Origin of the sequence: Silvania hatchlandensis (assembly GCF_025564065.1) — a bacterium.
GTDB lineage: Bacteria > Pseudomonadota > Gammaproteobacteria > Enterobacterales > Enterobacteriaceae > Enterobacter > Enterobacter hatchlandensis.
The window spans coordinates 50,238-68,855 of the sequence record NZ_JAMGZK010000054.1; the positions used below are offsets into that span (position 1 = coordinate 50,238).

20 protein-coding genes and 1 pseudogene are annotated in these 18,618 nt (G+C 54.7%); 12 read left to right on the plus strand and 9 right to left on the minus strand.

Features of this window, described 5'->3' with window-relative positions; translation table 11 throughout:
* Window positions 1–16: 16 nt before the first annotated feature.
* Window positions 17–673, minus strand: a complete 657-nt coding sequence (locus M8014_RS19255; protein WP_271283987.1) for a nitrilase-related carbon-nitrogen hydrolase — start codon at window positions 671–673, stop codon at window positions 17–19.
* A 109-nt stretch (window positions 674–782) separates the two neighbouring features.
* Window positions 783–1,013, minus strand: coding sequence for a DNA polymerase III subunit theta (locus M8014_RS19260; protein WP_271283988.1), 231 nt, complete (start codon window positions 1,011–1,013; stop codon window positions 783–785).
* 171 nt (window positions 1,014–1,184) lie between these two features.
* Between M8014_RS19260 and M8014_RS19265 the strand changes: the two genes are divergently transcribed.
* Window positions 1,185–1,523, plus strand: a complete 339-nt coding sequence (locus M8014_RS19265) for a YebY family protein (RefSeq protein ID WP_271283989.1) — start codon at window positions 1,185–1,187, stop codon at window positions 1,521–1,523.
* A 472-nt stretch (window positions 1,524–1,995) separates the two neighbouring features.
* Window positions 1,996–2,640, plus strand: coding sequence for a protein-serine/threonine phosphatase (gene pphA, locus M8014_RS19270; RefSeq protein WP_271283990.1), 645 nt, complete (start codon window positions 1,996–1,998; stop codon window positions 2,638–2,640).
* On the opposite strand, the gene M8014_RS19275 is transcribed toward pphA, so the two are convergent.
* The 5 genes from M8014_RS19275 to yebS form a co-directional block, all read right to left on the minus strand.
* Window positions 2,641–2,832, minus strand: coding sequence for a YdfD/YebW family protein (locus M8014_RS19275; RefSeq protein WP_271284287.1), 192 nt, complete (start codon window positions 2,830–2,832; stop codon window positions 2,641–2,643).
* Window positions 2,833–2,936: 104 nt separating this feature from the next.
* A complete protein-coding gene (locus tag M8014_RS19280) occupies window positions 2,937–3,176 on the minus strand; it encodes a YebV family protein (protein ID WP_271283991.1) in 240 nt (79 codons plus the stop codon).
* 103 nt (window positions 3,177–3,279) lie between these two features.
* Window positions 3,280–4,722, minus strand: a complete 1,443-nt coding sequence (gene rsmF, locus M8014_RS19285; RefSeq protein WP_271283992.1) for a 16S rRNA (cytosine(1407)-C(5))-methyltransferase RsmF — start codon at window positions 4,720–4,722, stop codon at window positions 3,280–3,282.
* Window positions 4,723–4,798: 76 nt separating this feature from the next.
* On the minus strand, window positions 4,799–7,432 hold the full coding sequence (locus M8014_RS19290) for a PqiB family protein (RefSeq protein ID WP_271283993.1): 2,634 nt from the start codon (window positions 7,430–7,432) through the stop codon (window positions 4,799–4,801).
* Entirely contained in the window at window positions 7,401–8,684 is a 1,284-nt protein-coding gene (gene yebS, locus M8014_RS19295; RefSeq protein WP_271283994.1) for a membrane integrity lipid transport subunit YebS, read from the minus strand. Before yebS ends, M8014_RS19290 begins: the two co-directional genes overlap by 32 nt.
* A gap of 131 nt (window positions 8,685–8,815) precedes the next feature.
* On the opposite strand from yebS, the gene M8014_RS19300 reads away from it, so the two are divergent.
* From M8014_RS19300 to htpX, 4 genes are all read left to right on the plus strand, one after another.
* Window positions 8,816–9,313 (plus strand): GAF domain-containing protein, encoded by a 498-nt coding sequence (locus M8014_RS19300; RefSeq protein ID WP_271283995.1) that lies wholly within the window; start codon window positions 8,816–8,818, stop codon window positions 9,311–9,313.
* A 97-nt stretch (window positions 9,314–9,410) separates the two neighbouring features.
* Window positions 9,411–10,097, plus strand: a complete 687-nt coding sequence (gene proQ, locus M8014_RS19305) for an RNA chaperone ProQ (protein ID WP_271283996.1) — start codon at window positions 9,411–9,413, stop codon at window positions 10,095–10,097.
* A 19-nt stretch (window positions 10,098–10,116) separates the two neighbouring features.
* Window positions 10,117–12,165 (plus strand): carboxy terminal-processing peptidase, encoded by a 2,049-nt coding sequence (prc, locus tag M8014_RS19310; RefSeq protein ID WP_271283997.1) that lies wholly within the window; start codon window positions 10,117–10,119, stop codon window positions 12,163–12,165.
* A gap of 193 nt (window positions 12,166–12,358) precedes the next feature.
* Complete coding sequence (htpX, locus tag M8014_RS19315; protein ID WP_271283998.1) at window positions 12,359–13,240, plus strand: protease HtpX; 882 nt, start codon at window positions 12,359–12,361, stop codon at window positions 13,238–13,240.
* 45 nt (window positions 13,241–13,285) lie between these two features.
* Here htpX and M8014_RS19320 read toward each other — a convergent pair whose 3' ends face one another.
* Entirely contained in the window at window positions 13,286–14,659 is a 1,374-nt protein-coding gene (locus tag M8014_RS19320) for an MFS transporter (protein ID WP_271283999.1), read from the minus strand.
* 177 nt (window positions 14,660–14,836) lie between these two features.
* Between M8014_RS19320 and kdgR the strand changes: the two genes are divergently transcribed.
* Complete coding sequence (gene kdgR / locus M8014_RS19325) at window positions 14,837–15,628, plus strand: DNA-binding transcriptional regulator KdgR (protein WP_271284000.1); 792 nt, start codon at window positions 14,837–14,839, stop codon at window positions 15,626–15,628.
* A gap of 55 nt (window positions 15,629–15,683) precedes the next feature.
* On the opposite strand, the gene M8014_RS19330 is transcribed toward kdgR, so the two are convergent.
* The gene (locus M8014_RS19330; RefSeq protein ID WP_271268442.1) at window positions 15,684–15,923 is read right to left on the minus strand and encodes a YobH family protein; all 240 of its coding nucleotides are present in this window, start codon (window positions 15,921–15,923) and stop codon (window positions 15,684–15,686) included.
* A gap of 160 nt (window positions 15,924–16,083) precedes the next feature.
* On the opposite strand from M8014_RS19330, the gene mgrB reads away from it, so the two are divergent.
* The 5 genes and pseudogenes from mgrB to cspE all read left to right on the plus strand — a co-directional run bounded on the left by mgrB (window position 16,084) and on the right by cspE (window position 18,492).
* Window positions 16,084–16,227, plus strand: a complete 144-nt coding sequence (mgrB, locus tag M8014_RS19335) for a PhoP/PhoQ regulatory lipoprotein MgrB (RefSeq protein WP_271284001.1) — start codon at window positions 16,084–16,086, stop codon at window positions 16,225–16,227.
* 74 nt (window positions 16,228–16,301) lie between these two features.
* Window positions 16,302–16,592, plus strand: a complete 291-nt coding sequence (locus tag M8014_RS19340) for a YebO family protein (RefSeq protein ID WP_271284002.1) — start codon at window positions 16,302–16,304, stop codon at window positions 16,590–16,592.
* A gap of 18 nt (window positions 16,593–16,610) precedes the next feature.
* Window positions 16,611–17,600, plus strand: coding sequence for an MBL fold metallo-hydrolase (locus M8014_RS19345; RefSeq protein WP_271284003.1), 990 nt, complete (start codon window positions 16,611–16,613; stop codon window positions 17,598–17,600).
* A gap of 525 nt (window positions 17,601–18,125) precedes the next feature.
* A pseudogene (locus M8014_RS19350) lies at window positions 18,126–18,270 on the plus strand (DUF2627 domain-containing protein).
* 12 nt (window positions 18,271–18,282) lie between these two features.
* Window positions 18,283–18,492 carry a transcription antiterminator/RNA stability regulator CspE gene (gene cspE / locus M8014_RS19355; protein WP_001062678.1) on the plus strand — a complete coding sequence of 70 codons (210 nt, stop codon included), beginning with the start codon at window positions 18,283–18,285 and terminating at the stop codon, window positions 18,490–18,492.
* Window positions 18,493–18,618: the final 126 nt, after the last annotated feature.

Sequence of the window (18,618 nt, forward strand, 5' to 3'; positions counted from 1 at the left end):
CCTGGCCGTAAAACGTTTAGCGTAATGGAATGATCTCACCTTGCCAACCCTGCTCGGCAAAGCGGCCTGTCAACAGTAACTCACCGCCATCAGCCCGCACAATTAATTGCCCGCCTGCGTCCCACAGGGCGCTGCCGCCGTCGCCGTTAGCGACCAGCACCGGGATAGCATAGCGATGGGCAAACTGCTGAAACTGGTCAAGAGAGGAGAACCAGTCACATTCGTTGACCGCCAGGTTATGGGTAAACAGCGTGGCATCCGGCGTGATGTTTGGTTGGTCAGCGTGTAAATCGACAATGGTCAGGCTGCTGTTGCCGTTTTCCACGCAGGCTCCGGTTCCGTGCGGGTAAATCATCACCTGCGGTTTATTGGGGGTGAAGTACGCCAGCCCTCGCCGCCGCACGCCTTTCTCTTCCACGGTGATCCCGGCAATCACTGACAGGTTACAGCCGTGCGCGGCCTCAAGCAAAGGGGTGAGCTGGCGAGTATCGGGCGGGGCAGGAAGCGCGGCGTTGTGCTCTGCCGGGCCGGTTAATGACAGTTCCGGAAAAAGCAGCAGATTGCACTGATGGAGGGAGGCGGCGTAGATAAAGCGCAGGTGGTGCGCAACATGGTCGTCTACGCAGTGGTGCTTTGGGCGGTACTGAGCGGCCGCAATATTCCAGTGAGACATCGTGATTTCCTTATGCACCCTGTCGCAGTGATTCATAAAGCCCCTGAATAGGTTGGGGCTTTATTATCCTGACATAAACAGTGTAAGGAATTGTAACTTCTGTTTAAGGTTACTTAACTTTAGGTTCCCACGGCAGGCGGGAGAGGTTAACGGAGGCTAAACGATGCGCAATTAAACGCTGACGAAACCAGTCGCGCAGGTGCGTGGGTTGCTCACGTTCTACCACTTCGGCGATCACCGGCATGTTGTAGCGCTCTTTAAATGCCACACCAGCGGCGGCCAAATCGACATTCACTTTGTCCATCTCCTCCTGGGGGAGGGTGGCGAGATTACTCTTCATTTCCGTCTCCTTCATTTGCGGGCCAACGTTACCCAATCAGCAGCGCGTTGACAAGCCCGGGCAGGATGATCCTCGACGCGATCATAATACAGCGTTATCCTCTGCCACTCATTGTGCGGGTGAATCGATATGTTCTGGTGCCGCAATTGCGTTTTGACGAGGTAAAAAACGATGAAAAAAACAGTACTTTCTCTTTTATTGCTGGCCTGTTCTGGCGCGGCGCTGGCTGCACCCCAGGTGATTACCGTTAGCCGGTTCGAAGTGGGTAAGGATAAATGGGCGTTTAACCGCGAAGAAGTGATGCTGACCTGCCGACCGGGCCACGCGCTGTACGCCATCAACCCCAGCACCCTGGTGCAGTATCCGCTGAACGATGCGGCGCAGCAGCAGGTGGACAGCGGCAAAAGCATTGGCAAACCCATCAGCATTATCCAGATTGACGACCCGGCTAATCCTTCGCAGAAGAAGAGCCTTGAACCGTTTATAGCGCGCGCCGAAACGCTCTGCTAGCTGTCAGGTTCCAATAAAAAAACCGCAGGCTTCTCTTCGGAAGCGTTGCGGTTTTTGTGTTTAAGGACAGGCTGACGCTTTTTTTCAGGCCACTTTTACTGCGGACTGGAAAACCTGGCGTCGTCATCTATTCTTAAAGGGCAAGGCGACTTAGCCTGCATTAATGCCAACTTTTAGCGCACGGCTCTCTCCCAAGAGCCATTTCCCTGGACCGAATACAGGAATCGTATTCGGTCTCTTTTTATCTGTTGAAAGCAAACGTATTTTTCCGTTACGCACTTTCACAAGCAGGCAACATCCTCTGTTCTTCATTAAACCATACCACACTCCCGCATGAGGAAGTCCAGCGCTTTTTAGCCGTTTTGTTAAATTATTGCTTATTCCCGGTGAAAGCAGGGGTTAGTGGTTTAACCGCGTTCCGGCGTGCAGCAGCGGGCCTTCCACAGGGACTATACTGAACGGAGGAGGCGCTATGTATCTCAAACTTGATGGTCACAACTGGCGGCACGTCTGGGTGGTCAGCGATCTGCACGGCTGCTATCAGATGCTGATAGCCGCGATCAAACAGCGCCGCCTGGATCCGTATCAGGATCTGCTGATTTGCGTCGGGGATCTGATCGATCGCGGGCCGGATAGCGTGAAATGCCTGCAGCTGTTAAACGAAAAGTGGTTTTACGCCGTGCGGGGAAACCATGAGCAGATGGCCCTGGATGCGCTGCACACCCACACTTTTGCGCTGTGGATGATGAACGGCGGGGTGTGGTTTGCTGAATTAAAGGGCGCGCAAAAGCAGCATGCCGTGGATCTATTTACCCGCTGCGACGCCCTGCCGTGGATTATCGAAATTACCTGCGCCAATGGGGTTAACGTGATTGCCCATGCCGACTATCCGGCGGCGCACTATGCGCTGGATAAACCGGTTGATAAACAGCGTACGCTCTGGGACCGGGATCGCCTGCGCGGCTTAATGGCCGGCGAAGGTGAGGGAATAAGCGGGGCAGATCACTTCTGGTTTGGGCACACACCGCTCCACCAGCGTTTCGATAGCCACAACCTGCACTATATCGACACCGGGGCGGTGTTTGGCGGCGCGTTAACCCTGGCGCAACTGCAGTGATTACATTTCCGCGTACTCCTGCGCTGGTCGCCAGAAGCCGTCGATAAAATCTTCAACCGGGAAGCAACCACCGTGGCGAATACGTTGATCGTCCATCGATGCCACACACTGTGGTTCGGTGTTGTACACATCTACCACGATGTCCTCGCAGCCAGCGTCCAGATAGCAGATAAACAGTACCAGTGCGAACATCATTCCCTCAACATTAACTACTCAGTTGATATTGTAGGGGAAGATTGCGAGGTAGGGGAAATGCAGGCAATAAATAACCCGCCTGCGGGCGGGTTCTCTCCGGATCAGGCAAGGCGCATGACCCAGGCATCAGAACGTTGGTCGTAATGCTCACGGTAAAGAACGGAATGTTCGCCATCGAGGATTGCCGGAACGCTGGTGTCTGCATCCCAGGCATCAAGCTGCATGCACAGGTCAGGGTCGGATTTGCAGGGGATCGTTAACGTTCGCTCGCCCTGCGTATCGCCGTTTAACTCGGCATCATCGATTTCGAATGCGCCAATGCGCACATTGGTTTTCGTCATAATGCTCTCCGATGTGGTGCTCTGTTCTGGTACGACCAGTATGGTCGCCCACTTTTCAGCCTGGTCAATGGAGAGAAAATCCGCCAGTAAAAAAATGCTTTTTTTAGCTGTCGTTACTGTTACCGGTAAACAGCCGCCCGTCGCGCACCAGTTCGCGTGGATAGCTGTTTTTCAGGCGCGAACCCACTTTTTTGGCGTGACCAATCGGAAAACCTTGATAGGTTACAACGGCATCATCGCCGGACGGGGTGTCCTGCGGATAGACGTCGCGCCCGCGATACCACTCTTCGGCTTCCTGCTGGGTTAATGCGAATGTGTTGTCCTTACCGGCGAGCGCGATAACGGCTTCGTGCTGCCAGCGGTAGCCTTTGTTGTGCGTCTCGGCTAACCGGATGCCGATGCGGGAGAAGCGCACTTTACCGATCAACGGTTCAATCTCCGTCGGGAACAACCACACCTCTTTATCGCGCTGCCACAGGCGCAGATTATCGCCCCAGGCAATACCGGCCTGACCGGCGGATGCGGCGATCTGTGCGCTTTCCCGGGTTTTCATTGGCACAAAGGGGAAGTTGCCAACTTTGAATTTAGGTGCAGGCAGAGGCGCAATGGCCGCAGTTTTGCGTAGACGGGCAACGAAGAAGCCTTCGCAGTCAAAAATTTGCGGGAACACGTGCAGGAACCCTTCCGGCGTGACGGCGTCGCGGGCGCTGGTAAACAGCGCGTCCAGCGGCAATATCTCGACGGCGTCGGGATACTGGGCTTTGAGCCACAAGCACACGTCTTCGTTCTCGTCGCGGTTCAGGGTGCAGGTGGAGTACACCAATGTGCCGCCGGGACGCAGGGCGTGAAAGGCGCTGTCGATTAGCTCCCGCTGGGTGGCGGCGATGGCCAGATTGCTGTCGACAGACCAGTTTTTCAGAGCGTCGGGATCTTTGCGCACCACGCCTTCGCCGGAGCAGGGGGCGTCGAGCAGGATCGCATCGAAGGCTTCCGGCAGAGCGGCACCAAATACGCGACCGTCAAAATGGGTTAACGCTACATTGCTGATCCCGCAGCGGCTGATGTTGGCGTGCAGCACCTTAACGCGGCTGGCGGAGAACTCATTTGCCAGAATCGCGCCCTGGTTGCCCATGCGGGCAGCAATTTGCGTGGTTTTAGAACCCGGCGCGGCGGCGACGTCCATCACTCGGGCTGGCGTCTGTCCGTCGGCGAACAGGGCGGCAACCGGCAGCATGGAGCTGGCTTCCTGAATGTAAAACAGTCCGCTCAGATGTTCAGCGGTACTGCCCAGCGGCAGCGCTTCCTCGTCGTCACGCTCGATCCAGAATCCTTCTTCGCACCACGGAATGGGGGTGAGCTGCCAGCCGTAGGGCGCCACCAGGGTAAGGAAATCGGCGACACTCATTTTCAGCGTATTAACGCGCAGACTGCGGCGCAGCGGGCGCTGGCAGGCGGCGATAAACGCATCAAAGGAGAGATGTTCAGGCAAGGCCTGGCGCATTTGCGCCAGAAATTCTTCAGGGAGATAGACGGAACGTTGAGCCACAGGCGCACCACAGGGAGTCAAAGAGGCGCGCAGTGTACCACAAACGCTCCGGTGGGTTGCCACCGGAGCGTGAGGGTTAGCGCGGCAGGGCGGTACCCCAGCTGCGCCACTCTTTCGGCTCGCTTTCCAGCAGCAGGAAGTGCTTGCCGGGCTGTGACTTCGGCGCCAGCGGCGTGCCTGGCGGCGTGGCAAAGGCGATACCCCCGCGAATAAACTGATTAAAGGTGCCGGTTTTCACTACTCCGCCGGTCAGACCAAAATCGAGCGTATAGCCGGATGCCAGCCAGAACACCGAGTTATTGCGCACCAGATGCTGGTAGCGATCGCTGATGCGCAGGCCAACCATCACCCGGTCAGACAGCGTGCCCAGCGTCAGGCCCGTTACCGTACCCACTTCCATTCCGCGGAACAGCACCGGCGTACCAATCGCAAGCGATGCGGCCTCCGGCACTTCTACCACGATGCTCAGACCGTCGAGATAGCGCGAATCGGTAATGGTGGCTTCCTGGAGCTCAAAGTCGCGGCGCGGATTGCCTCGCCCGGGCTCGACGTTGATGTACGGCTGCAGAATGGTATCCAGATGCTCCACACCTGCGGCAGAAATTTGCGGCGTCACCACCGAAAAACGCGTTCCGGCGCGGGCGAAGTTATCCACATACTCCGGGTACAGCACCGCCGTGGCCTGCACTTCGTTGCGGGCGGTGATCAGCTTGAGAGTCTGAATCTGACCGATATCGATTCCCAGATAGCGTACCGGCATCCCTTCGGCGAGTTTACCCGCGTCAAAAGCGTGCAGCGTGATCTGACCACCCACCGCACGGGCGGCGGTTTCGGACGGATAGAGGATCCGCTTATCGCCTTTGCGCTGACTGGCGCTCGCCCCGCTCAGATTATCGAAGCTGATAGCACCTCGCAGTGCGCGGGAGAGGGGAGATGCCTGCACTGTCAGTCCGCTGCCGTTGAGCTGCACTTTGGCGCCACCTTCGGCCCAGAAAACGCTGTTGCTGGTCAGCAGCTTGCGGTATTCCGGTTTCACGTGCAGTTCGATATCGAACGCATTGGCGCGAGGCCGGACGGTGATCACTTCCCCCACCTGGAATTTACGGTACAGCACCACTGAGCCCGCCTGAACGTCCGGCAGGGTTTCGGCCACCAGCGTCAGGGTGGTGGTCGGCAGATCGCTCAGGCTGTTTTCGATGGCCTTATCGAGATTGGCAAACAGCGGGTAGTTGTCGCGCATTGCCCCTTTTTCACCGGGTAAAATGCGGATCCCGCCGTTTATCCATTCGCTGGCGCTGGCCGCCAGAAACTCGACGCCGTCGAGACCGACTTTGACATCGATCCGGCTGTTAACCACAAATTTGCTGTCGCCATGCACCAGCTCGCGATACTGCGGATCGATGGCTACCGCAAAAGCCACGCCTTTGGCGGTTAAGGTTCGCTCCAGCACTTGCCCAATCTGCACCCCGTGCAACACCAGCGGCTGACCGGCATCGATGCCGTAGCTTTCCGGCGCGTTGAGCGTCACGGTCAATACGCCCGGCTTTTGCAGCAGGGCTTTATCGGCCGGGGCAATCACAAAGCTGCTGGCCGGTTCCCCTCCCCCCGGGAGCAACTCAAAAGTACTGCCAGTGAGCAGGCTGCTGAGGTTGGTGTTGCTGAGGGACAGTTTAGGGTTACGCAGTTCGATGCGGGTTTTGTCACGCAGCAGATCGACCACGCTGGGATCGACAGTCATTTCACCGGTTACTGAACCGCCGGGATTGAGCGTCAGACGGGTGAGCTGTCCAACCTGGAGCCCCTGGTACATCAGCGGCGTTGCGTCCGCTTTTAGACCCTCGGCAGAGGGGAGGGCCAGCTTAACAATCACGCCGCGCTGGCTGTGGGCCAGATCTTCGTACAGGCCAAAATCATCGTCCTGTGCCGCAGCGGTCGAACCTTCCGGTGAATCAAAGGCGATAGCCCCATTTACCAGTGCCGCCAGGCTTTCGAGCTTCACTTTCGCCCCGCTCAGGCTCAGATCGGCATCGACGCCGGAGACATTCCAGAAGCGGCTGCCTTTTTTCACCAGCGCGGTAAAGCGCCGTTCGATCAGCACGTCGATGATCACCCCCTGTTTATTGGGGGTGATAGCGTAGTCATAGACCCGCCCGACCGGGATCTTGCGGAAATAGACCAGCGAGCCGCTGTTCAACGAACCGAGATCCGAGGCGTGCAGATGGATCATCAGATCGCCATTGTTGAGCCGATAGCGCGGCTGGGTATCGAGCGCAGTAAAGTGATCTCGTGGCTCACCTTTGCCCGGCATCATGCCGATATAGTTCCCGCCCACCAGTGCGTCCAGCCCGGACACACCCGCCAGCGAGGCCTTGGGCGTCACCAGCCAGAACTGCGTCTCCTCCCGCAAGGCATCTTCCATATCGGATTTGATGCTGGCGCGGACGTTGATTTTATTTAGCTTCTTATCCAGCGATATATCCTGGACGGTACCCACCTCAACCCCCTGAAAACGTACGGGCGTGCGGCCAGGTACGATGCCGTCAGCACTCTGGAAGTCGATAGTAATGGTATTGCCGCGATCCTCGTAGCTGGTCCAGATCAGCCAGCCGGCGATCATCAACGCGATGACCGGCAGCAACCAGAATGGCGAAATACGACGTTTTGTTTTAATTCGCGCTTCAGTCGGCGAAGCGGGCGTTTCCTGACTCATGTGCATCCCAAAGTAAGCGGCTATCCAGCCATTCCACTGCAAGAATAGTCAATATCACCGCAGTACCGAAGTACAACGCGGCGGGTCCCATAGTAAAAGCGAGCAGCTGATCGCGGTTAATCAGCGACATCATCAACGCAATAACAAACAGATCCAGCATTGACCAGCGGCCAATCCAGGTGACAAAACGCAACAGCTGTATACGGGTTTTTAGCCCTTGTTCACATTTGAAGTGAATACTGATCAGCAGGGTAAACATCACCACCACTTTGGTAAAGGGAACCAGAACACTGGCGATAAACACCACCGCGGCGACCGCGATATTGCTGTCTGCCAGCGAGATGATCCCCGACATAATGGTATCTTCCTGCCGCGCGCCGTTGACGTAAATCACCGAGATTGGCAGCAGGTTGGCCGGTAAGAGCAGCACCATCGAGGCGATCAGCGCCGCCCAGCATTTTTGCAGACTGTTGTTGCGCCGCAGCCGCAGGGGAATGTGGCAGCGAGGGCAGCGGCCACGCGCGTCGGGCAGCCCGGTGTAGTGGCAACCCAGACAGACCCGCAGCTGCTCATTGTAGCGGGTGGCGGGGCGCTGGGGATAGAAGCGTTCCCAAAGCTGCTCCACGTTTAAATGGATCAGGGTCAGAATACTTAAGACGACCAGCGCAATAAACGCAAACAGGCCGCCTCCTGGCTGGATAAAAGCGTAATCCTGGACTTTGATGGAGGCAACGACAATCCCCACCAGATAGATATCCAGCATCACCCACTCCTTGAGCTTCTCGAGCATCAGGAGCACCGGGCGTAAGTTCATCCCCAGAATGTTGCCAAACCACAGGTAGGCGATGGACGCCACCAGCACCACCGGCGCACCCACGGTACAAAACAGCACCATCGAGGCGGTAAGGGGATCGCCCTGGCGGGTCATCTGCCAGACCCCCTGCAGCAAGTTGGCGTCAATATGCACGCCCAGCAGATATAACCGCAGCAGAGGTTCACTCCAGGCAAACGGCATCAGCAGCATCATGGTGACGGCCATCGCCGCCAGCCGGGTCAATGACCAGTCGCGTCCATCGCGGATTTTTGCGTTGCAGCGCGGACAAAAAGCACTTTGGTGTGATTTCATCTTTGGCAGCGTAAAAAGCGTATCGCATTGGGGGCAACGCTGATAATGTGCACGAGGAAGCGCATCGCCGACCGTATGAATCGTTATCTTTCTGACCGGCGTGATTTTGGGTGTTTTAAGAGCCATGAGTCGCGCATTGAATGAATAGTTACTAGTTATCTTAACTCATGAATTGATTCATCTTGAGCATGAACGTAAATAATGCGTATTTTAATAGGCTATGCTGTAACTCAGTAAGACAACCAAGTGATTGAATAATGAACAAAACAGAATTCTACGCGGACCTAAATCGCGACTTTCAGGCATTGATGGCAGGCGAAACCAGTTTTTTGGCTACGCTGGCCAACACCAGCGCGCTCCTCTTTGAGCGTCTGTCCGATGTCAACTGGGCCGGCTTTTACCTGCTGGAAGGCGAGACGTTAGTGCTGGGGCCTTTCCAGGGCAAACTGGCTTGCGTGCGTATTCCTGTCGGGCGTGGCGTGTGCGGTACCGCCGTGGCGCAAAACCTGGTGCAGCGTGTCGACGATGTCCACGCATTCGACGGGCATATTGCCTGCGACAGCGCCAGCAACGCGGAAATCGTTCTGCCGCTGGTGGTTAATAAGCAGATTATTGGTGTACTGGATATCGACAGCACTGTCTTCAGTCGCTTTACAGCCGACGATGAACAGGGCCTGCGCGAGCTGGTGGCGAATCTTGAAAACGTCCTCGCCGCGACCGATTATCAAAAATTCTTTGCGCGCGTCGCAGGATAATCAACGGATAACGTAGCATTTACGGATGGCGTCATTATAATGTCGCCTGTTCATGCCTGCGGCTTGTCGGCAACGTCCGTTGTAATCAGGAAATTTCATGGAAAATCAACCTAAGTTGAATAGCAGTAAAGAAGTCATCGCGTTCTTGGCCGAACGTTTTCCACAATGTTTTAGTGCCGAAGGCGAAGCTCGTCCCCTGAAAATTGGTATTTTTCAGGATCTGGTAGAACGTGTTGAAGGTGAGATGAGTCTCAGCAAAACCCAACTGCGTTCTGCTCTGCGTCTTTATACTTCAAGCTGGCGTTACCTTTACGGTATCAAAGCCGGTGCGACGCGTGTCGATCTCGACGGCAACCCGTGCGGTGTGCTGGATGAGCAGCACGTTGAACATGCTCGCAAGCAGCTTGAAGAAGCCAAAGCGCGTGTCCAGACCCAGCGTGCCGAACAGCAAGCGAAAAAACGCGAAGCTGCAGCGGCCAATGGTGAAGAAGACGCGCCTCGTCGCGAACGCAAACCGCGCCCAGCGCCGCGTCGCAAAGAGAATACCGAGCGTAAGCCACGTGCTGATCAACCAGCGGCTAAAGCCCCACGCGCACCTCGTGAAGAGCCGCGCCATACTCCGGTTTCTGACATTAACGCCCTCAGCGTCGGTCAGAATCTGAAAGTAAAAGCGGGCAACAATGCGATGGACGCCACCGTACTGGAAATCACCAAAGATGGCGTTCGTGTACAGCTGACTTCTGGTATGTCAATGATTGTACGCGCAGAACACTTGTTGTTCTGAAACGGAGGCCAGGCCCGGCATGAACACATTTTTTAAGCTCACCGCGCTGGCTGGCCTGTTTGCTATAACAGGCCACGCCTTCGCTGTGGACGAGATTACGCGTGTTGATCAGATTCCTGTTCTGAAGGAAGAGACACAGCACGCGACGGTCAGTGAGCGCGTTTCGTCGCGCTTCACCCGTTCGCACTACCGTCAGTTCGACCTCGACCAGGCTTTCTCGGCTAAAATTTTCGACCGCTATCTGAACCTGCTGGACTACAGTCACAACGTCCTGCTGGCCAGCGATGTCGAACAATTTACCAAAAGACAGTCTGTCGTCGGCGATGAATTACGCAGCGGCAAACTGGACCTGTTCTACGACCTGTACAACCTGTCGCAGAAACGCCGTTTTGAGCGCTATCAATACGCGCTCAAGGTGCTCGAGCGCCCGATGAACTTCACGGGTAACGACACCTTTAATCTTGACCGCAGTAAATCGCCGTGGCCGAAAGATGAAGCCGAGCTCAACACGCTGTGGGACAGCAAAGTTAAGTACGACGAGCTGAGCCTCAAACTCACCGGTAAAGATGAGAAAGAGATCCGCGAAACGCTGACCCGCCGCTACAAATTTGCCATTCGTCGCCTGGCGCAGACCAACAGTGAAGATGTGTTCTCGCTGGCGATGACGGCCTTCGCGCACGAAATCGATCCGCACACCAACTATCTGTCCCCTCGCAACACGGAACAGTTCAATACGGAGATGAGTCTTTCTCTGGAAGGGATTGGTGCCGTACTGCAGATGGATGATGACTACACCGTGATCAACTCTATGGTCGCCGGTGGCCCGGCAGCCAAAAGCAAGGCGATAAGCGTAGGCGATCGCATTGTGGGCGTGGGTCAGACCGGGCAGAACATGGTGGATGTGATCGGCTGGCGACTGGATGACGTGGTTGCTCTGATCAAAGGGCCGAAAGGCAGCAAAGTTCGCCTGGAAGTTCTGCCTGCCGGTAAAGGCACCAAAACCCGTATCGTTACCCTGACCCGTGAGCGCATCCGTCTGGAAGATCGCGCGGTGAAAATGTCGGTGAAAACCGTCGGTAAAGATAAAGTCGGCGTGCTGGATATTCCTGGCTTCTACGTTGGTCTGACGGACGACGTCAAAGTCCAGCTGCAGAAGCTGGAAAAACAGAACGTGAAGAGCGTGATCATCGATCTGCGCACTAACGGCGGCGGCGCACTGACCGAAGCGGTATCGCTTTCCGGTCTGTTTATTCCGTCCGGTCCGGTTGTGCAGGTGCGCGACAACAACGGTAAAGTGCGTGAAGATGCCGATACTGATGGCGTGGTGTACTACAAAGGTCCGCTGGTGGTGCTGGTCGATCGCTTCAGCGCCTCGGCATCGGAGATCTTTGCCGCTGCGATGCAGGATTACAGCCGCGCGCTGGTGGTCGGTGAACCTACCTTCGGTAAAGGCACGGTGCAGCAGTACCGCTCCCTGAACCGTATTTACGACCAGATGCTGCGTCCGGAATGGCCTGCGCTGGGCTCGGTACAATACACCATTCAGAAGTTCTATCGCGTGAATGGCGGCAGTACCCAGCGTAAAGGTGTGACCCCGGATATCATCATGCCGACCGGCAATGAAGAGACGGAAACCGGCGAGAAATTCGAAGATAACGCCCTGCCGTGGGACAGCATTAATGCTGCCACCTACGTCAAATCGGGTGATATCAGCCAGTTTGGTCCGGCATTGCTCAAACAGCACGATGAGCGTATCGCGAAGGATCCTGAGTTCCAGTACATCGCGAAGGACATTGCCCGTTTCAATGCCCTGAAAGCGAAGCGCAATATCGTCTCTCTGAATTACGCGCAGCGTCTGAAAGAGAATGACGAAGATGATGCTACGCGCCTGGCGCGCATCAACGACCGCTTCAAGCGCGAAGGCAAGCCAGAGCTGAAAAAGCTCGACGATCTGCCGAAGGATTATCTGGAACCCGATCCGTATCTCGATGAGACGGTCAAAATCGCCATTGACCTGGCGAAACTTGAAAAAGATCATCCTGCCAGCGACCCTGCACCGGCAAAATAGTCCTCCAACAGGCACAAGAAATTGTGCCTGTTTTTTTGTTAACCGCATCCTGCCGTCAGCCAGTGATCTGAAAGTGTAAAGTTGTGTCTTTCTGGTGACTTACACCCCGCCAAACCTTGAAAATACGCCGAATACCCATACGATGTGGGTAATCGTAATATGCGTTTTGTTAAACTGAGGTTAAAAGAAAATTATGATGCGAATCGGGCTTTTCCTGCTCACCAACCTTGCGGTCATGGTGGTTTTCGGGCTGGTGCTTAGCCTGACAGGAATTCAGTCAAGCAGCATTTCCGGCCTGTTAATTATGGCGTTGCTGTTTGGTTTCGGCGGTTCCTTTATCTCGCTGCTGATGTCCAAATGGATGGCGCTGAAATCCGTGGGTGGCGAGGTTATTGAGCAGCCGCGTAATGATATGGAACATTGGCTGATGACCACCGTGGCGAACCAGTCCCGCCAGGCGGGGATTGCGATGCCGCAGGTTGCTATCTATCACGCACCGGATATTAACGCGTTTGCGACCGGTGCACGCCGCGATGCCTCTCTGGTAGCGGTCAGTACCGGGCTGTTACAGAATATGAGTCGTGACGAAGCGGAAGCCGTTATTGCCCATGAAATCAGCCATATTGCTAACGGCGATATGGTCACCATGACTCTGATCCAGGGTGTTGTGAACACCTTCGTGATCTTTATCTCCCGTATTCTGGCGCAGATCGCGGCCGGATTTATGGGCGGCGACCGTGAAGAGGGCGAATCCAGCAACGGCAACCCGATGATCTACTTTGCCGTCTCCATGGTACTGGAACTGCTGTTTGGTATTCTGGCAAGCATCATCACCATGTGGTTCTCTCGTCACCGCGAGTTTCACGCGGATGCAGGTTCCGCAAAACTGGTGGGCCGCGAGAAGATGATTGCCGCCCTGCAGCGCCTGAAAACCAGCTACGAGCCGCAGGAGGCGTCCAGCATGATGGCGTTTTGCATTAACGGTAAATCGAAGTCGTTGAGCGAGCTGTTTATGTCTCACCCGCCGCTGGATAAGCGTATTGAAGCGCTGCGCAACGGGGAATACCTGAAGTAATCCGGCAGGTTAAAAAGGAAAAGCGCGTCGAATGACGCGCTTTTTTTATGCCTGTGTCTGTGGCTGCGTGACCCGTAGGCCGCTGATAATTGCGGCGACGGTCGCCAGCGCTCCGGCCGTATACAGCGCCACGTGGGTACCGCCCTGGCCGAACAGGTTGAACATTAACGCCACCAGCGCCGCACCGGTACTTTGCCCCAGCAGTCGGGCGGTACCCAGCATGCCGCTAGCGCCACCGCTGCGATGGCGGGGGGCTGCGGTGATAATCGTATGGTTATTGGGGGACTGGAACAGGCCAAAACCGGCCCCGCACAGCACCATCCGCCAGATGATATCCAGATCGTGAGGGGCGGCCGGCAGCAGGGCCAGCGCAAACAGACCGACGGCCATTACCCCCATTCCCAGCGTGCCTAACAATCCTGCATGCACCCGGCCAATCAGATAGCCCGCCAGCGGCGCCATCACCATAGTCGCCAGCGGCCAGGGGGTTAACAGCAGGCCGGTTTCCACTTCAGAGCGGCCAATCACGCTTTGCAGGAAAAAGGGCAGCGACACCATAGCCAGCATCTGCGCGCAAAAAGAACAGATCGAGGTGCCGATGGAGAGAGAAAAGAGCGGAATGCGCAGCAGATCCACCGGCAGCAGCGGCACCGGTAGCGCCAACTGGCGACGCACGAAAAAGAAGCCTACGATCAGCAAGGCCACGATTTCTGCGCCAATCAGCGTCAGCGACTGACCCTGAGCAAAGCCGCTCAGGGCGGTGATCAGCAGGCCAAAGGTGAGGGCATTCATCACCGCGCTTGGCAGATCGAACTTCGGCATATTGCTTTTGACCCCGTTAGCCGGCAGATAGCGCAGGGCGAACAGTAGGGCGATGATACCCAGCGGGACGTTGATCAAAAACAGCCACTGCCAGGAGGCAACGGAGAGGATCGCCGCTGCTATCGTCGGTCCCGCCGCAGATGACACGGCGACAATAAACGAGTTTATCCCCATCCCGCGTCCCAGCTGGCGTTGGGGATAGATAAGCCGAATCAATGCGGTATTAACGCTCATCAGCGCTGCGCCGCCAAAACCTTGAGCAATACGCGCCAGCGTCAGCAGGTGCAGCGTGTCCGAAAGGGCGCAAAACAGGGATGTCAGCGTAAACACCACCAGCCCGCACTGGTATACCCGGCGATAGCCAAACATATCGCCGAGAAAAGAGAACGACAGCAGCGAGATAACAATCGCTATCTGGTAGGCGTTAACAACCCAGATAGAGCTGGCAGGGGAGGCGTTGAGATCGCTGGCGATGGTCGGCAGGGCGACGTTGGCGATCGCGCCATCCAGTACGGCCATCGAAATACCGATAATAATCGTAAAAATTGCGCCATACCGCTGGGGCAACGGCAGTCCATCTGAAGGGGTTATCGTCATGGGAATTAATTAGCATTATGGTGATTATTATGAGGATAGTGAGTTTAGCACCGTTATTTTGGTTGTATGTCGCAGATTTGTAACCAGGTGAGCCAGGATCGTTTGCAGCAAGGCGACGACGAATTTATAATAAAAACCGGTTCTGAATTTTATAAAACACTTGGGTTGAGGTGATGAATGGCAATCGCAGATTTGGATAAACAACCAGATTCTGTTTCTTCTGTGTTGAAGGTGTTTGGCATCCTGCAGGCGCTTGGAGAAGAGCGCGAAATTGGTATTACCGAGCTGTCACAGCGTGTGATGATGTCGAAAAGCACTGTTTATCGCTTTTTGCAGACCATGAAGTCACTGGGCTATGTCGCACAGGAAGGTGAGTCAGAAAAATACTCGCTGACCCTGAAACTGTTCGAGCTGGGCGCACGCGCGCTGCAGAATGTCGATCTTATTCGTAGCGCGGATATTCAGATGCGTGAACTCTCTCGCCTGACGAAAGAGACCGTTCACCTGGGCGCGCTGGATGAAGACAGCATTGTCTACATCCATAAAATCGACTCCATGTACAACCTGCGTATGTACTCCCGCATTGGTCGTCGTAACCCGCTGTACAGCACCGCTATCGGTAAAGTATTGCTGGCGTGGCGCGACCGTGAAGAGGTGAAGCAAATCCTCGAAGGCGTTGAGTATAAGCGCAGCACTGACCGGACCATTACCAGCACGGAAGAGCTGCTGCAGGTTCTCGATCAGGTGCGCACGCAGGGTTACGGCGAAGATAACCAGGAGCAGGAAGAAGGCTTACGCTGCATTGGCGTACCGGTATTCGACCGCTTTGGAGTGGTGATCGCCGGTCTGAGCATCTCCTTCCCGACGCTGCGCTTCTCTGAAGAGCATCTGCATGAGTATGTGGCAATGCTGCATACGGCGGCACGGAAGATTTCTGAACAGATGGGTTATAACGACTATCCGTTCTGATTGAGACCAGCAATGAAAAACGCCGCCTTGATGGCGGCGTTTTTTATGCATCCGGTTAACCGTTATCGACCACCATCTCGCTCTTACGCAGCAGCGGGCAGCGGGAGAGTCCGATAATTCCGCTGTCGGAATGAATGTACTGCGCCGTGCTAATCCCCCTCGCGGTGAGATACTGGCACTGGATCCCCAGTCCGGCGGCATTCTCTTTGCTGCCAATCAGCACCCCGTAGCCTGCAAGCAGCAAACCAGTCCAGACGAGTGCTATAACAATCAGTGTGCGAATAAAAAAGCGCATTATGGCCTCATAGTTTTTATATGACTGCCGCTTAGCGTAATCGATACAGTCACTTAAACAAGTGTATGATTCCGAAAGCAACGTGTTCGCATTACGGTTAGTCGTGGTTTAAGTTGCCCATGATAACCTGGAAACATGAGGTTAGAGGACGGAGAGTGGAGTGAAAAAAATACGCTGGATTATCCTGGCTGTGGTGTTGATTGCCTGCGTGGTGCTCTGGACACAGACCCTTAACGTGATGTGCGACCAGGATGTACAGTTTTTTAGCGGTATCTGTTCTGTTAATAAGTTTATCCCCTGGTAAGCGTCATTTTTCGCGCAAATGATTTCCTTCCTGAATGCGAGTGGTAAGATGAGCGCTTTTATTGAGGGGGTGAAATGGGTGAGTTACTGAATGCCGGGATGTTGAGTGTGGCATCACTGGTTGTTTCGTTAGTCTTGCTGCTGGCAGGTCTGGTCGCGTGGTTTTTTGTTAACCGTGCCAGTTCCCGTACCAACGAGCAGATTGAACTACTGGAAACGCTGGTGGATTTGCAAAAGCGTCAGAACGCGCTGCTGCGTCGCCTGTGCGATGCCAACGAACCGGAAGTAAAAGAGGCGCCGAAAGTGGCAGAAGAAACGGCAAGCAATCAAGACGATGATTTTATTCGTCTGGTGGCTGAGCGCTAAGCAGTCCGGGAGGAGAACATGGCCTGGAGTAATCCCTGGTATAATTCCTCCCTTGCACACCATACTCCGCAGGGTTTTCGCAATGCCGATGCCCCTGCTCATCAACCTGGCGATGTCGAACGCTGGCGTAAAGCGCGTAAAGCGGCCGGGTTGCCCAAACCGCCTTCTCAAGGCTACGATCATTTTATCAGCCAATGGTGGCAACCGGTCACGCTGAACAGCGAAGCGGAAGACGGTGTCTGGTGGCTGGGACACGCCAGTCTGCTACTGCGCCTTGCTGGTCGCTATATTCTGACGGATCCCGTTTTTTCCCATCGCGCATCCCCTTTACCCTTTGCCGGGCCGCAGCGAAAAACCCCTTCTGTGATGTCGGTGGCCGCACTTCCCCCGCTGGATGCGCTGGTGATTTCCCATAATCATTACGATCATCTGGATAACGCCACAGTGCGCCAGCTGATAAAGCGCTTCCCGCTGCTCACCTTTTTTGTACCGCTAGGGCTCGGCGACTGGTGCCGTCGTCGTGGCGCAAAGCATGTTGTTGAGCTGGACTGGTGGCAAAGCTACGTTTTTGAAGGCCTGACGTTTACCGCTGTGCCTGCCCAACACTGGAGCATGCGCCGCCCGTGGGATCGTAATCGCGCCCTGTGGTGTGGTTGGGTAATGGAAGGGAAAAACCAGCGCTTCTGGTTTAGCGGTGATACCGGCTACTCCCCGGAGCTGCTCACTATTCCGGAACGTCTGGGAAAGCTCGATACGGTTGCCTTACCTGTGGGGGCTTATGCACCACGTTGGTTCATGTCACTTAATCATATGGATCCGCAGTCGGCCGTCGCCCTCTGGCAGCAACTGGGCATGCCGCTGGCTATTCCGGTTCATTGGGGGGTATTTGAGCTGGCAGATGAGTCGCTTGACGAGCCGGTTAACGAGCTAAGCCAGGCGTTACAGGATGTGGCACCGGATAACAGTCGCTTTCACATCCTGAAGATCGGTCAATATTTATCCTTATAACAACTCAGCGCCGGGTTATTGAATATTCTGAATTAAGTCGACGACAGTCATACATTATTTTAATCGAAACGTTTTGCTTGCCTTTTTTTGATGCAGGTTCATAAAAATATCATTATTTTGGTGCATGGCGATAAATACAACAGCGGTGTATATAAGTTGCACAAGCGAAGCGATATACAATGTTTTCTCGGTGCAACCATTGCTTAGCGTTGCGATCAATTCAGAATAACATGTCATAAAAAGTACTAACTGAAATAACCCCGGGAGGGAACTTTTTCACCTTGCTGGACGACTTGAACATATTGAGCTATGGTAAAAAAGTCTTTGATTACAGCGGCTACGCTGGCTGAGGCGGGTTGCGCTGCCTTCTGGTACGGTATACACAGAATGTGCGTATTTGTGCAGATTGTGGCAGATCAGTCTCAGAATTTGTGCGACTGATCGAGACATGTTTAAAAATGGCTTGCCATTATTTAAGTAGTATGTGATAACACGGCTTAGGTCAAACGAGGTACAGTTCTGTTTATGTGTGGCATTTTCAGTAAAGAAGTCCTGAGTAAACACGTTGTCGTTGAATACCGCTTCTCTGCCGAACCTTATATTAGTGCCTCATGCAGTAATGTCTCAGTTTTATCTCAGTGAATGCCTGCGGGCTAAGAAAACATTCTAAGGAATTTTGCAAATGGCAAAGATTAAAGGTCAAGTTAAGTGGTTCAACGAGTCTAAAGGTTTTGGCTTCATTACTCCTGCTGACGGCAGCAAAGATGTATTCGTACATTTCTCTGCAATCCAGGGTAACGGCTTCAAAACTCTGGCTGAAGGCCAGAACGTTGAGTTCGAAATTCAGGACGGCCAGAAAGGTCCGGCTGCTGTTAACGTAACCGCTATCTGATCGGACACCTGCCAAATCTGAATCGTTCCGACGCTTCAGTTGCAGAGATAAAGCCTCGCAAATGCGGGGCTTTTTAATGCGTCTTTTTCAAAGTGTTACAACATGCGCTCCGGTTAGCAATTTGTT

Coding starts and splice junctions, on each gene's coding strand:
- proQ (WP_271283996.1), top strand. CDS start 9,411: ATGGAAAATCAACCTAAGTTGAATAGCAGTAAAGAAGTCATCGCGTTC.
- htpX (WP_271283998.1), top strand. CDS start 12,359: ATGATGCGAATCGGGCTTTTCCTGCTCACCAACCTTGCGGTCATGGTG.
- M8014_RS19320 (WP_271283999.1), bottom strand. CDS start 14,659: ATGACGATAACCCCTTCAGATGGACTGCCGTTGCCCCAGCGGTATGGC.
- M8014_RS19265 (WP_271283989.1), top strand. CDS start 1,185: ATGAAAAAAACAGTACTTTCTCTTTTATTGCTGGCCTGTTCTGGCGCG.
- M8014_RS19255 (WP_271283987.1), bottom strand. CDS start 673: ATGTCTCACTGGAATATTGCGGCCGCTCAGTACCGCCCAAAGCACCAC.
- cspE (WP_001062678.1), top strand. CDS start 18,283: ATGGCAAAGATTAAAGGTCAAGTTAAGTGGTTCAACGAGTCTAAAGGT.
- M8014_RS19290 (WP_271283993.1), bottom strand. CDS start 7,432: ATGAGTCAGGAAACGCCCGCTTCGCCGACTGAAGCGCGAATTAAAACA.
- prc (WP_271283997.1), top strand. CDS start 10,117: ATGAACACATTTTTTAAGCTCACCGCGCTGGCTGGCCTGTTTGCTATA.
- kdgR (WP_271284000.1), top strand. CDS start 14,837: ATGGCAATCGCAGATTTGGATAAACAACCAGATTCTGTTTCTTCTGTG.
- yebS (WP_271283994.1), bottom strand. CDS start 8,684: ATGGCTCTTAAAACACCCAAAATCACGCCGGTCAGAAAGATAACGATT.
- M8014_RS19275 (WP_271284287.1), bottom strand. CDS start 2,832: ATGTTCGCACTGGTACTGTTTATCTGCTATCTGGACGCTGGCTGCGAG.
- M8014_RS19280 (WP_271283991.1), bottom strand. CDS start 3,176: ATGACGAAAACCAATGTGCGCATTGGCGCATTCGAAATCGATGATGCC.
- M8014_RS19260 (WP_271283988.1), bottom strand. CDS start 1,013: ATGAAGAGTAATCTCGCCACCCTCCCCCAGGAGGAGATGGACAAAGTG.
- M8014_RS19300 (WP_271283995.1), top strand. CDS start 8,816: ATGAACAAAACAGAATTCTACGCGGACCTAAATCGCGACTTTCAGGCA.
- pphA (WP_271283990.1), top strand. CDS start 1,996: ATGTATCTCAAACTTGATGGTCACAACTGGCGGCACGTCTGGGTGGTC.
- M8014_RS19340 (WP_271284002.1), top strand. CDS start 16,302: ATGGGTGAGTTACTGAATGCCGGGATGTTGAGTGTGGCATCACTGGTT.
- M8014_RS19345 (WP_271284003.1), top strand. CDS start 16,611: ATGGCCTGGAGTAATCCCTGGTATAATTCCTCCCTTGCACACCATACT.
- M8014_RS19330 (WP_271268442.1), bottom strand. CDS start 15,923: ATGCGCTTTTTTATTCGCACACTGATTGTTATAGCACTCGTCTGGACT.